The organism is Photobacterium sp. SKA34, from assembly GCF_000153325.1.
Taxonomy (GTDB): domain Bacteria; phylum Pseudomonadota; class Gammaproteobacteria; order Enterobacterales; family Vibrionaceae; genus Photobacterium.
This window is the reverse complement of record NZ_CH724141.1, coordinates 1632371-1644910: the sequence shown is the minus strand read 5'-3', so window position 1 is coordinate 1644910 and position 12540 is coordinate 1632371. Positions and strand designations below refer to the sequence as shown.

Annotated in this window: 13 protein-coding genes; 7 read left to right on the top strand and 6 right to left on the bottom strand. The window is 36.9% G+C overall.

Annotation, left to right across the window (positions count from 1 at the left end):
- The first annotated feature begins 4 nt into the window (after window positions 1–4).
- Together SKA34_RS08600 and SKA34_RS08595 are read left to right on the top strand one after the other, a co-directional pair.
- On the top strand, window positions 5–604 hold the full coding sequence (locus SKA34_RS08600) for an SCO family protein (RefSeq protein ID WP_006645125.1): 600 nt from the start codon (window positions 5–7) through the stop codon (window positions 602–604).
- A gap of 445 nt (window positions 605–1049) precedes the next feature.
- A complete protein-coding gene (locus SKA34_RS08595) occupies window positions 1050–1310 on the top strand; it encodes an Lpp/OprI family alanine-zipper lipoprotein (protein ID WP_006645124.1) in 261 nt (86 codons plus the stop codon).
- A 444-nt stretch (window positions 1311–1754) separates the two neighbouring features.
- On the opposite strand, the gene SKA34_RS08590 is transcribed toward SKA34_RS08595, so the two are convergent.
- The 3 genes from SKA34_RS08590 to SKA34_RS08580 all read right to left on the bottom strand — a co-directional run bounded on the left by SKA34_RS08590 (window position 1755) and on the right by SKA34_RS08580 (window position 4696).
- Window positions 1755–2657: a L,D-transpeptidase family protein gene (locus tag SKA34_RS08590; RefSeq protein WP_006645122.1), complete on the bottom strand. Its 903-nt coding sequence runs from the start codon at window positions 2655–2657 to the stop codon at window positions 1755–1757.
- Between the two features lie 326 nt (window positions 2658–2983).
- On the bottom strand, window positions 2984–4117 hold the full coding sequence (locus SKA34_RS08585; protein WP_006645121.1) for a fatty acid desaturase: 1134 nt from the start codon (window positions 4115–4117) through the stop codon (window positions 2984–2986).
- Window positions 4118–4210: 93 nt separating this feature from the next.
- Window positions 4211–4696, bottom strand: a complete 486-nt coding sequence (locus SKA34_RS08580; RefSeq protein ID WP_006645120.1) for a hypothetical protein — start codon at window positions 4694–4696, stop codon at window positions 4211–4213.
- Window positions 4697–4843: 147 nt separating this feature from the next.
- On the opposite strand from SKA34_RS08580, the gene msrP reads away from it, so the two are divergent.
- The 5 genes from msrP to SKA34_RS08555 all read left to right on the top strand — a co-directional run bounded on the left by msrP (window position 4844) and on the right by SKA34_RS08555 (window position 9655).
- A complete protein-coding gene (gene msrP / locus SKA34_RS08575; RefSeq protein WP_006645119.1) occupies window positions 4844–5857 on the top strand; it encodes a protein-methionine-sulfoxide reductase catalytic subunit MsrP in 1014 nt (337 codons plus the stop codon).
- Between the two features lie 2 nt (window positions 5858–5859).
- Window positions 5860–6525, top strand: a complete 666-nt coding sequence (msrQ, locus tag SKA34_RS08570; protein ID WP_006645118.1) for a protein-methionine-sulfoxide reductase heme-binding subunit MsrQ — start codon at window positions 5860–5862, stop codon at window positions 6523–6525.
- Window positions 6526–6731: 206 nt separating this feature from the next.
- Window positions 6732–7208 (top strand): hypothetical protein, encoded by a 477-nt coding sequence (locus tag SKA34_RS08565; protein WP_006645117.1) that lies wholly within the window; start codon window positions 6732–6734, stop codon window positions 7206–7208.
- Window positions 7209–7478: 270 nt separating this feature from the next.
- Window positions 7479–8807 carry an MATE family efflux transporter gene (locus SKA34_RS08560; protein ID WP_006645116.1) on the top strand — a complete coding sequence of 443 codons (1329 nt, stop codon included), beginning with the start codon at window positions 7479–7481 and terminating at the stop codon, window positions 8805–8807.
- Between the two features lie 281 nt (window positions 8808–9088).
- Window positions 9089–9655 (top strand): outer membrane beta-barrel protein, encoded by a 567-nt coding sequence (locus SKA34_RS08555; protein WP_006645115.1) that lies wholly within the window; start codon window positions 9089–9091, stop codon window positions 9653–9655.
- Between the two features lie 48 nt (window positions 9656–9703).
- Here the strand turns inward: SKA34_RS08555 and SKA34_RS08550 are convergent, their stop codons facing one another.
- The 3 genes from SKA34_RS08550 to SKA34_RS08540 all read right to left on the bottom strand — a co-directional run bounded on the left by SKA34_RS08550 (window position 9704) and on the right by SKA34_RS08540 (window position 12506).
- Window positions 9704–10177 (bottom strand): hypothetical protein, encoded by a 474-nt coding sequence (locus SKA34_RS08550; protein ID WP_006645114.1) that lies wholly within the window; start codon window positions 10175–10177, stop codon window positions 9704–9706.
- Window positions 10174–10962, bottom strand: a complete 789-nt coding sequence (locus tag SKA34_RS08545; protein ID WP_006645113.1) for a winged helix-turn-helix domain-containing protein — start codon at window positions 10960–10962, stop codon at window positions 10174–10176. The genes SKA34_RS08550 and SKA34_RS08545 overlap by 4 nt, the downstream gene beginning before the upstream one ends.
- Window positions 10963–11111: 149 nt before the next feature.
- A complete protein-coding gene (locus SKA34_RS08540; RefSeq protein ID WP_039859861.1) occupies window positions 11112–12506 on the bottom strand; it encodes a peptide MFS transporter in 1395 nt (464 codons plus the stop codon).
- Window positions 12507–12540: the final 34 nt, after the last annotated feature.

The following is a 12540-nucleotide window of genomic DNA, read 5'->3' as shown; positions in this document are numbered from 1 at the left end:
ACAAATGAAATACCAATGGGTTATTCTATCTATCGCATTAATCGCAGGACTAACGACAAGCTATATGCTTGATAGTCGCGACACTTCACTCGCTATAGAGCCTCATTACCCTCTTAATATTCTTGAATCAGGTAGTAAAGCCGTTGACCTCTATAATCCCGAAGATCAAAGAATACGTTTAGTTTATTTTGGTTACACACATTGCCCAGATGTATGTCCGACATCATTAGCAGTGATGTCTGCTGCCTTGAGAAAAATTCCTGCAGAGCAACGCCACAAAATTTGGCCAATATTTATAACTTTAGATCCAGAGCGTGATACTGCAGTAAAAACGGCTAACTATGCAAAACACTTCCATTCATCTATTACAGGTATGGCAGGAACCCAAGAACAAACACAAGAGTTAGCTGATAAATACGGTGTCCTATACATACGTACAGGTTTAAAAGATTCAGCTCTTGAATATACGATTGATCACAATTCCTACTTTTACTTCTTATTACCTAACGGTGAACTTATTAATAAAGTGCCACACCTTCTCAGCCCTGCACCACTTATTTCAGTAATTCCAGATATCATTAAAGGTGTATCAAACGCTTCATAATGATTACCGACATAATATAATATACAACAAAGCGAATAATATTCGGTATGTAGATATGAATTGATGAAATCGAATATAAAAGATTATGTGAACTGGTTCTCAATTTTTGTTTGTATTTTCGTTCATTTATTCGTCTGTTATATTCCTTTTTTTGTTAATAATATTTTTTTACATTAACCTGACTTATTAGTTTCTCTAAAGTCATAAATATAGCTCTAGCCCTTATTACAAGCGGGATTACGCATAGTTAGTAACTGAAACGATATGAAAATTTAATGTCATAATTGTTTATTTTTTAACCAAAAAATCAGTATTAACGTGATTTTTTTGAACTGACCGAAAAAAATTAATGAGCAATTTTAAGAAGTTATGCCATAATGAATTTGCCAACTCAATCTTTCACACTCAGTTGTAGTGGCAAAATCAATATGGAGATTTATAAAAAATGAAACGTACTGTAACTATCTTAGCTGGTCTTCTACTATCTGCATCTCTAGTAGGTTGTTCAAGCACTGACGCAGACCAAATGCAAACTATTACTAACAAAGTAGACACTTTAGCTGAGCAAGTAAGTGCACTACAAGGTCAACAAGACCAAATCGTTAGCGCTGTAAACGACTCTCGTGCAGCATCAGACGCAGCTTATCAAGAAGCTATGCGTGCTAACAAGCGTATTGACAACATTGCTGGTTCTTACACTAAGTAATTTGTCTTAGCTTAAATACTTTAAGGAGATGGCTTTTATAAGCCATCTCTTTTTTTATCCAAATTAGACCAACCAATTCATTCGCTGCGTCAATCATACGCTCTTAATAATTACCTCGATTAAGTATTCAACTCTCTATTATGATATGAAAAAATCCTCCCTTTAGACAGTTTCAATTTATCATTTCCTAACATCAATCAGAGAAAAAGAGACTATCTTACGTTTGATAAGTTAATTTTAAATATTATTAATTCGAATACTTATATAAAGAATCCTTTTGGCTATTAATGATAAAGCCGTTAAACCTCCTGTCGCGCTTTATGTCATCTATTAATGCAATTATTCATATACGTCATCATATCCACCAGCATCGTTATTACACATTTAATGAAGGCAAAAAAAAACGAGAGCATATGCTCTCGTTTGATATCATTTAAAATATAATTAATTCAAAACAACAGGAATACCAGTTTGATTATCTAATGCCTTGGTTAACACTTGGTAAGCATCATTATTGTAATTCAAATCATCAATCAGTTTTGCAGGTGCCGTAACCACTTTCTTTTCACCCATTTGTGATTCATCTTTCGATAATGGTGAATGAACTTCAACGATAATCTTACCGTCAGGTTCTTCAGAATATTTGACAGGTTGGTTAATTATTCGGACTTGTGTGCCCAATGCAACATGAGGAAATAGCCACTCAACATCCCACGGGTTCATACGAATACAACCACCACTTACACGCATACCAATACCAAAATCCTTATTTGTACCGTGGATAAGGTACTCACCATGGCCATAAGCTAAACGCATTTTATAGTTGCCTAATGGGTTATCAGGACCCGCTTGAACAACGGCTGGTAGAATATCTCCTTTAGCCGCATGTTCTTTACGAATAGAAGCCGGCGGTGTCCATGTTGGATTCTTCACTTTTTGATTGATACTTGTTGTCATGCTTGGAGTTTCACGCCCAACTCGACCGATACCGATTGGGAAAATATAAACTTTTGATGCATCGTCTTTTGGAAAAAAATACAAACGAAGTTCAGCAAGATTGACTACAATCCCCTTGTGAGCAACATCTGGTAAAACAACCTTTGTTGGAACTTCAAGCAAGCGCCCAGGAGCAGGAAGAAAAGGATCAATACCTTTATTCGCGGCCATCATTCCTAAAAATCCAACATTATACTTATTGGCAATATCAGCGAGACTATCCCCTTTTTGTACTTCGTAGTAGTTAGGTGTACCAACGATATTACTACCATCGGTTGGTAATTGATATTCAATTGCATTTGCAGCAGAAGATACCAAACAAGTAAGTGAAAGAAGCAATGCGCGGTACAAAACGATGTCTCCGTTAATAAATTCCTGAGTCTATTTGCAACAAACCCATACATATTGTTGCATATCCTGTATTACTCTCTAATACAAACTATAAACAAATCTCTATAATCCATAGTACTTTATATCTGCAATTTCTACTAGAGAGCGTTATGTTTTAGATTAAGCAGATCATTTTAATCAATCAGTTACATAACTTAACTATGCCGATAATAGAAAAATCAATTATATCTATACTACTATACCGTTAATACAAAAAAAGAGCTGTTAGGTTACGGTAAACTTAACAACTCTCTACTTACTGTTTCAATACTAAGGTGCTTATCAAGTTACATCGTATATTGTTGCATCAAACCTTTCCATGCACGCCGTTGTTGCTCTAGTCGGGCTTGCATAGATTTATATTGCTGAATAAACTCAAAATTATCATAGCTGCTGGCTATTTTTTGCTTTTCCATATCAAGCAAACGCTTTTTTGCTTGGTAATAATCTGAAATTTTAGTAATCAAAGCTTCATATTCTTGCTGTAGCTGAGTCAGCCTTACAACATTATTCGGCATCTTACTCAATTGTTGTTGAATCCGTTTAAATTGCATTTTTGCTTTGGTTTTTTCAATTCGGTCAGCTGGCGTAACTTTTAAATTTCTTGTCCAGCCTATCCATGAACATGACTTAATTAACCATTTAGTTGGATCAAACTGCCACCAGCAAATACCATTTCGATAGTCATTTTCAAAAATATGGTGATAATTATGATATCCCTCACCAAAAGTCAAAAAAGCTAATAACCCATTATCACGCGCGGTATTTCTATCAGTATAAGGCTGAGATCCCCAAATATGCGCCAATGAATTGATGAAAAACGTCGTATGATGGCTTAGTACTAGTCGAAGAAAACCAACAAGCAATAATGCTCCCCAAATATCACCATGAATCAACCCGAAAGCTAATGGAATACCAAAATTAGTACCAATCGCCAGCAACAGATAATATTTATGTTGCCACATTACTATTTTATCTTTTTGTAAATCACGGCAATTGTCGTAGTCATGATATCGGCTAGCTTGGTAATCACGTAACATCCAGCCTATATGGCTATAAAAGAAACCTTTTTTCGCTGAATAAGGATCTTTATCATTATTATCAACATGTCGGTGATGAATACGATGATCTGAAGACCAATGCAAAATACTATTTTGCAAAGCAAATGCACCGCCAATTGCGAAGATGAAACGGAGCATTGCATTAGCTTGATAAGTTTTATGTGACCATAAACGGTGATATCCCGCCGTTATAGACATACCACAAAAGCTAAATGCTATAACTAACATTAATATTTGTGTCCAATCGAAACCATATTGGTACGCATAAAGCGGAACACCAATTATCGCAACGAGTAGCGTCACACTAAACACGGCGACATTTAACCAAAGTAAAGGAGGTTTTTGCTGTTGAGTTGTCATCCTATAATCACTCTACACTCAGCGTACACATGTAAGCCAGAATATATGCGCTTTTTGCGACTATCAATAGATACACTGCATTTTTCATACGACTTACTCGACTAATGTGATACCTGCCACATCATAACGCGCTGAAATCTGCTTATAATATTTATGTTCACGTTGGTAAAAGCTAATCGGCATTGCATCTCGTAAACCTTGCTTCGTTAAATAAGCATATTCTTTACGTGTCATTACCACATACTTCAATTGCTTATTTAATAGATTACGCAAACCTTCAATAGTCAAAACATCATCTCTTACCATAGTTTTCATATAGCCAATTAATACAGATAACGGCACTAACATATCTTTTACAAGCAATTTACGATCCATGATCTTAGCAGCATTTGTTGTTCGAATACCCACATCAAAAATTGCTTGCCAATCAGGCTTATCCTGCTTAGTGACGGCTGCATGGGTAAAACAGTAATAGGCTTCTATAAATGCTTTAAGGTGATGATACCGTTCCGCATGCACTTCAATATAGATATGCTGCAATTCAAGATCGGCATCATATGAATGTCTTACCAACTTCATTCCTCCCAAATAAAAATACATTATATCGCATCTACTTATCAGACTTCTTACGTACTGTTTATAGAGTTTTCAAATAATTTGTATTATCTGAAATTTTTATGTCCTTAATCGGGTCTATTTATTAAGCCAATTTTTGTAGGGAACGTTATGCTAATTAAGAGAACTAACAAATGGGATTTAAGTGAAAATGATGTCACGCCAGAGTCCATTTATCATCAACGCCGCGACATTTTAAAAAAGTTAGGAATTGCAGCAGCAAGTCTTCCATTAGCCTCTAATGCAAGTGCGGGTATTTTTGATGTGTTCTCAAGTGACGATAAGAAAACCATCGATAACCGTCGCCCGCTTTCTACTATAAAATCACCGTTATCCGATCCGAATCTGTCACTCACACCGGAAAATAAGCTCACTCAATATAATAACTTTTATGAGTTTGGTACGGATAAATCATCGCCTGCTATTCGGGCTGAAAATTTCGTTACCAATCCTTGGCAAGTAAAGATTGACGGCCTTGTTAATAAGCCTTTAACACTCAACTATGATGACTTATTTTCTTTGTTTCCATTAGAAGAGCGAATTTACAGGTTACGTTGTGTAGAAGCATGGTCTATGAATGTTCCGTGGATTGGGTTTAGCTTAAGCGATATTATTAAACGTGCTGATCCGACTAGTAGCGCGAAATATGTCGCTTTTCAAACCTTGTACGATCCAAAGCAAATGCCAGGACAAGCGTCGCGCTCATTAGGTGGCGGCATTGATTATCCATACGTAGAGGGATTACGCCTTGATGAAGCACTGCATCCTCTCACACTCTTATCTGTCGGTTTGTATGGTAAGACTCTTCCACCACAAAATGGCGCGCCGCTTCGTTTAGTTGTACCTTGGAAATATGGTTTTAAAAGCATTAAATCGATTATACGTATTACATTAACTGACAAACAGCCACCAACAACATGGAATATATTAGCGCCAGATGAATACGGCTTTTATGCCAATGTAAACCCAACAGTCGATCACCCTCGATGGAGCCAAGCCAGTGAACGCTTTATAGGAGAAGGAAATATATTCAGTAGTCGACGTCAGCCTACCACCATGTTTAACGGTTATTCGGATGCTGTTGCGAGCTTATATAAAGGTATGGATCTAAAAAGGAACTATTAATAATGAAATCTCAAAGAAAGAAACGTTTTTTTAAGCTAAACCCTAAACATATTACTTGGCTGAAAGTGATGATTCATACCGTTAGCTTATTCTTTCTTATTGTATTAGTTCTTCAAACATTCAATGGTGGTTTTGGTGCAGATCCAGTTAAAGACATTGAGCACTTCACAGGAAAAGCGGCACTGAATACATTATTCATTACTATGCTTATTAGCCCTATTGCTATGTACTTAAAGCAAGGGGCGTTAGTTAAAACACGAAGAGTCTTGGGCTTATATAGCTTTTTTTGGGCATTGCTACATTTAAGTGTTTATGTCTCGCTTGACTTAGGTTTTGATTGGGCATTAGTCGGTGAAGAAATCACTCAACGTCCATATTTAGCCATTGGCGCAATTAGCTGGCTAATTTTATTATTACTGACTTTAACTTCTACTCGAAAATTACAACGTATATTAGGTTCACGCTGGCAAAAACTTCATAACTGGGTATACCTTGCTTTAATATTGAGTCCAATTCATTATTTGTGGTCTGTCAAATCTGGCATTATTGAACCAGTCATCTATATCGTTATTGCAAGCTTGCTTTTATTAAGTCGCAGAGACAAATTTAAACGTGGATTAGCTAACATTGGTGCCAACAGAGATCAGAAATCGACGACATCAAATTAATCCACACAACACCTATTAGTTTTAGTGAATGCTTTTCACTGTCTAGTAACCTGTATCTAAATCCCAATTGGTACAGGTCTTTTTTTATATACTTGTCATATATCATTAAAACTTCATGAATTACATGACATTGCAAAATTTTATGCTACGATAAACTTGTTGCATCTTTAATTGGTGTGTATGTTATTTCATGAAGGTCATTCATTTTGTTCAGTGATATTTTAGCAACGAGCGTTGAGGAATTTGCTCACGATTGCATGTTGCTATGTGATCAACACTACCCAACGATTCATAACCGAGGCATGCAAGAAGCTCATTTAGCAAAAACCCTTTGCCGCCGTATTGCAGCTAATTGTGCACACCAAAACAAACCCGTCAAAATTACCCACATAGACAAAAACCAACATGCCTCGCAAGCTATCTATTGCCTACAGCACGAGCAATCATATATCTGGGTGATTGCTCATCACTTCATTAGTGCTAATAAAGCCCGTAGAGATGCATTACTTAATACTATTGAACAAGTACAACGCAAGTTTTCTACTAATGATCAACACTACCTTATGGTGATTGCTGATCATTGGTTTGATCGCAGTAAAGCGAGTAAAGAAATTCCCGCTTGGTGGCTTGGTGGCTTGGTGAATTACCTGATAATCATCTTGAATATGCTGCAACAGGAATAAAGCTTCAATCCAGTGAGAGCAGTTTTGCTGAGTCGGTAAAACAACGTTTTCATTTGACAAATGGCAACATGTCTCTTAAACATCCTTTTGTACGTCATGATAATCAATCCCCTGTTTTACGTTATCTATTCTTAACTGCAATTTATAAGATTGACTAATTGCCCATTCCGTTTGAAAATGCGCCAAAATTTTACTCTAACCGAATAAGTGTCATCTAACTTAAACGGTTTTTAGCGTGATAGCTCCTATCACCATACACGGAATGTTCTTATGTCAGACTCTTCATCTCAACCGTTATCATTACGTGATGATTCTATTTTTTGTCTATTTTGGCGTTATACACTCCCAACCATCACTGCCATGTTAGTCACAGGCATTTATGTTGCTGTCGATGGCATGTTTGTTGGTCACTTTATTGGTGAAGAAGGGCTTGCTGCAATCATGCTTGGCTATCCGATTGGCTCCATTCTTTACGCCATAGGTGCTCTTATTGGTATGGGTGCATCGGCATTAGTTTCGATAAAACTGGGAGAAGATGCAACAGACGAAGCGAGAAAAATTGTTGGGAACGCATTCAGCTTATGTCTAATTGCAGCAATGATTATTTGTGGATTAGGAATCACATTTGGTACAGATATACTGCAATGGGTTGGCGCTGAGGGGAAAATCCTATTAATGGCTGAAGATTACCTCTTCTGGTACTTCAGTATGGGTTTCTTTGCCATCATCTCAATGGCATTTTCATCACTATTACGTAATGATGGGCAACCCAAACGTGTAACATACATCATGATTTTCGGTGGTCTGCTGAATATCTTCTTAGACTGGTTATTTATTGTGGTGATCCCCTGGGGATTAACAGGCGCAGCTATTGCCACAATGCTATCTCAAGCCGCCACCAGTATATTGTGTTTACAACATTTCTTTAGCTATAAATCGTCACTACGCATTCATTGGGACAGCCTAAAACTGAAACTTGATACCTGCTTACAAATATTAAAACTCGGAACATCAAGTTTACTCATGTATATGTACCTTTCTGTCGTACTGATTTTGCACAACAAAGCTTTCTTGATGGTCGGTAAACCGATTCATATCGCAGCCTACGGCATCGTGAGCTATACGGAAGCTTTCTTCTATTTAATTTTCGAAGGCATTGCATTAGGCACACAACCGATCACAAGTTTTAATACAGGTGCAGGTTTAAAAGTTCGTGTGATCAAAGCACGAAACCTTGCTTTTGCCGTTACTCTTACTGTCGCATTCATTGGTGTAACGATACTTTACAGCTTACCCGATTATGTCGTGTATTTATTCGCGGGTGATAATCAACTGCTTCAACCTGTAGCTATAAATGGTATGCATCTTTATTTTTGGGGATTACCTTTCGAAGGGTTATTACTCATTGGTGCGACCTATTTCCAATCAATTAACATGGCAAAAGAAGCGTCGTTATTAACCGGTGGCAAGTTAATTCTTATCTCTATCTTCATCTTTACGTTCGCACATATTTTTGGCGTTAACGGAGTATGGGTCGCCCTACCTTTTTGTAGCTTACTTCTGACGTCATGGATGATATATAAACTCAAAAACCTTTAATGACCTCAAAAATCGGTAGTGATTGTTCAACATTGTTACCGCACAATTTAAAACACCATACAATTATTATAAAACAATGTATTATTGTCGTTTTTATTGAAGAAAAGTTGTAAATACTTCTAAAAATAAACAACTAAACATATGTTTTTAAATGCTTTATATTTTATCCGCGTTTCTCCTTGCTATTCCCTTAGCATTTAGGTCATTCCAACTTATTGTAATTAGCAACTTAGAGTGACAAACACTTAGTTGTAAAATTCATACAATAAATAGGATAAAACATGAAAAAGATTATTACTCCATTAGCACTTGTTATTTCAGCATTCGCAGTTACTTCAGCACAAGCCGCAGTTAAACAAGATTACTTTGTAGGGGCAGATCTTGGTTTACGACTTTCAGGTGCAATGGAAGCAAAGTCAGCTCTTGGAAATAAAGATACAGATTTGGACAATAGCGCGATTTACGGTATTCATGGTGGTGTAACGCTTAATGATCATCATCGCTTAACCTTAGGTTACACTCATGAAGAACTGTCTTATGACGATAGTGATTCAACAGGCTTAGATACAGTAAAAGCTAAGTATGATTACGTCTTCAATTTAACTAATAATTTTAACCTAACCGCTGGTGCTAACCTTGGCTACGAAATGGCTGAAGACAACAGCAATCTTGATGGGATGGTATATGGTGTGCAAGCAGGTGCTGAGTATAACTTAAACCATTGGACATTTGGTGGCGAGCTAGGCTATACACTTCATACAGCTGAAGATGATACAACTATTGCTCTATTAAAACGAAGCCTTCAAAACGAAGCAACGTTAATGACAAATGTGACATACCATTTCTAATTCGATCTGATGCTGAACGGCGATATGGCACTTCATATCGCCGTTATTTTATTGATTAGGGCTACTCTTAACATATAACTGTACATAGTCGTTATCATTAACATGAATAATCACTACATGCTGATCGTTATATATCATCTTAAAATTTCTATACTTTCCTTGTTGAGAGGTAAATAAAAAATGTGTGTAAGGGGATGGTTTTGATGCGTTATCCACTTTTGCTTGTTGGAGTAAAGTAAGATCTGATTTCACACGGTAACTACCATCGTAGTAACTGTACAAACGCCCTTTTTCCCTAAAAATGGCTGTTTCATCAATACCACTTCCATCAACAAATACTTCTGCCGTATATTTATTATGCGTAAACTTAACATTGGTTAGAATATGCCAATCACCATGTAGATCAGTGGACTCACGAAGTTCGGAGGAAAAATTATCGTGATTAACAAACTTATTATGGCTGAACCAGAGTGAATAGCCGAATATAGATGCTGAAATAACAAACAGTAACCACATTCTCATTTCGGTTCTCCTTGAGATAAGTTTACCCTTAACTTTTCAACAAGGTTTTTCTCATCAAGAATAAAGCTTCTCCCTTTTGCATTCTTGGGATCAAAGTAAGAAATATTAAAATGGTCTGAAATTTTATCGACAAAAAATAAACAGTTACACTTCTGCTGTGATAATAAAAAGCTAAGTTTTGGGTCTAACTCTATACCTTTTCGAGTAATAACTGTATGAGAAAAGCCACCACTAGTCAGCGCTGTTATATGGTAACCTTCTGCAATAACTTGTTCATTTTTAGTAGGGATTAAACGTAAAAAATTAAATAACGATCCGGCAATTAATAGTATAGATAATGTAAGTAATACTTTACTACATACACTTTGTTTGAATTTGTTCTTTTCTTTATAATCAGTTAGTTGAACATTACCCGTTAAATCATCTTTAGTTATAAGAGATTCTTCAATACTTGTATCGACATTAGCTACAGGTTCAACATCATGAGAAACAAATTTATAGCCTACTCTTGGGATAGTTATTATTAATTCTTCATCTTCGAAAAAAAATGCCAGCGCTCTTCTTAACTTGGCGATAGATTTCGTTAAAGAAGAATCAGTTACTACAGTATGTTGCCAAGCAAACTCTTTTAAGGTTTCCTTTAACACTATCTCATTGGCCTTACTTAACAGAATTTCGAGTAACTTAGCTTCAGTAAAATTCAGTACTTGTTGTTTTTCCCCATTACTTAAAACGGCACGGTTAGAGCAAAAAGTTACATTTTTGATTTTATAGTTATTTAGCATCTAAGAGATTACAGCCTTTGTTCATATCATTTACCTATTGCCTGTCATAATAAATGTCGAATATTGAGCAATTACCATCTAAATTATAACAAAAAAGCCCATAGTTATTACTAACTATGGGCTAAACGAAGAGATGAATCGCTTAAATTTTAGTTCGCTTCTGCAAGTGTAGCTTCCGCTTCTTTCATTGCAGTCGTTGGTTGGCCTTCTGCACCATACATCCAGTCAATTAACTTACCAGAGAACATGATAAGAATAAGACCGGATAGTGTTGCAGCAATTGCGATACCACCAAAAATAGATAGTGCACCTGCATCACCAACATGTGAGCCAATAATACCCGCTGCATAGTTTGCTAATGCGTTAAACGATAACCACACACCCATCAGTAGTGAACATAAACGTAATGGTGCAAGTTTGGTTACCATCGATAAGCCGATTGGTGATAGACATAGTTCACCCAGTGTATGGAAGAAATACGCGCCCACAAGCCATAACATAGATGTTTTAACAGTTAAGTCGCCACCTTGCTCTAACGCTGCTCCCACCATGAATAGGAAACCAATGGCTAGGAAGAACAATGCTGCTGCAAATTTAATTGGTGAGCTTGGCTCCTTAGATCCCATTTTGACCCATAGTGAAGCAATCACAGGCGCTAAGGTAATAATAAAGAACGGGTTAAGTGATTGGAACCACTCTGTCGGTACCTCAAAACTACCAATCATACGATCCGTATATTGTTGAGTATAAATATTCATTAAGCCACCAGCTTGCTCAAAGCCAGCCCAGAAGACAATAACAAATAGACCCATGATCATGATTACTTTCAAGCGATCACGTTCAACTCTCGTCAATGGCTCTTTTTTACCTGACTTGTTTTTAGCTGCATCACGTTTAGCGGCAGCGTCAATGCCAATATTACCCAAGTAGCGACGCGCAAATAACATTTGAAGCGTTAAACCAATACAGATACCGATACCTGCTGTTGCAAAGCCTGCTTTATAACCCCAGATTGTTACAGCTGTACCTGCAATAATACCAGCTAGTAGCGAACCTAAATTGATACCCATATAGAAAATAGTAAATGCACCATCACGACGGTTATCACCTTCTTCATAAAGATCACCAACCATAGTTGAGATATTTGCTTTGAATAAACCATTACCGATGATCATCAACGCGAGGCCACCATAAAAGACATGCAATGCAGAATCCCCAACAACTGAATTAGGTAATGCAAGAACGAATTGTGCTGCAGCCATTGCCACACCACCGATCATGACGCAACGGCGTTGTCCTAAAAAGTTATCGGCAATCCAACCACCGATGAGAGGAGTAAGGTAAACAAGCCCGGTATAAGTCGCGTAAAGACTTAGCGCATCTTTTGTTGTCCAGCCGAAACCACCGTCCATTGTTTTTGAAGTTAAATAAAGGACAAGAATGGCGCGCATGCCATAAAAGCAAAATCGCTCCCATAGTTCAGTACCAAACAATAAGAACAGCCCCTTCGGGTGTCCTAGTAATGTGCTAGAGTCTCTACTCATAATTATTCCTTTTAATACAATTTTTATTCAAAAA

Bases quoted from the DNA above. Each gene is read 5' to 3' on its own strand.
- SKA34_RS08555 (WP_006645115.1), top strand. From the start codon at position 9,089: ATGAAAAAGATTATTACTCCATTAGCACTTGTTATTTCAGCATTCGCA.
- msrQ (WP_006645118.1), top strand. From the start codon at position 5,860: ATGAAATCTCAAAGAAAGAAACGTTTTTTTAAGCTAAACCCTAAACAT.
- SKA34_RS08585 (WP_006645121.1), bottom strand. From the start codon at position 4,117: ATGACAACTCAACAGCAAAAACCTCCTTTACTTTGGTTAAATGTCGCC.
- SKA34_RS08550 (WP_006645114.1), bottom strand. From the start codon at position 10,177: ATGAGAATGTGGTTACTGTTTGTTATTTCAGCATCTATATTCGGCTAT.
- SKA34_RS08560 (WP_006645116.1), top strand. From the start codon at position 7,479: ATGTCAGACTCTTCATCTCAACCGTTATCATTACGTGATGATTCTATT.
- SKA34_RS08540 (WP_039859861.1), bottom strand. From the start codon at position 12,506: ATGAGTAGAGACTCTAGCACATTACTAGGACACCCGAAGGGGCTGTTC.
- msrP (WP_006645119.1), top strand. From the start codon at position 4,844: ATGCTAATTAAGAGAACTAACAAATGGGATTTAAGTGAAAATGATGTC.
- SKA34_RS08595 (WP_006645124.1), top strand. From the start codon at position 1,050: ATGAAACGTACTGTAACTATCTTAGCTGGTCTTCTACTATCTGCATCT.
- SKA34_RS08545 (WP_006645113.1), bottom strand. From the start codon at position 10,962: ATGCTAAATAACTATAAAATCAAAAATGTAACTTTTTGCTCTAACCGT.
- SKA34_RS08600 (WP_006645125.1), top strand. From the start codon at position 5: ATGAAATACCAATGGGTTATTCTATCTATCGCATTAATCGCAGGACTA.
- SKA34_RS08580 (WP_006645120.1), bottom strand. From the start codon at position 4,696: ATGAAGTTGGTAAGACATTCATATGATGCCGATCTTGAATTGCAGCAT.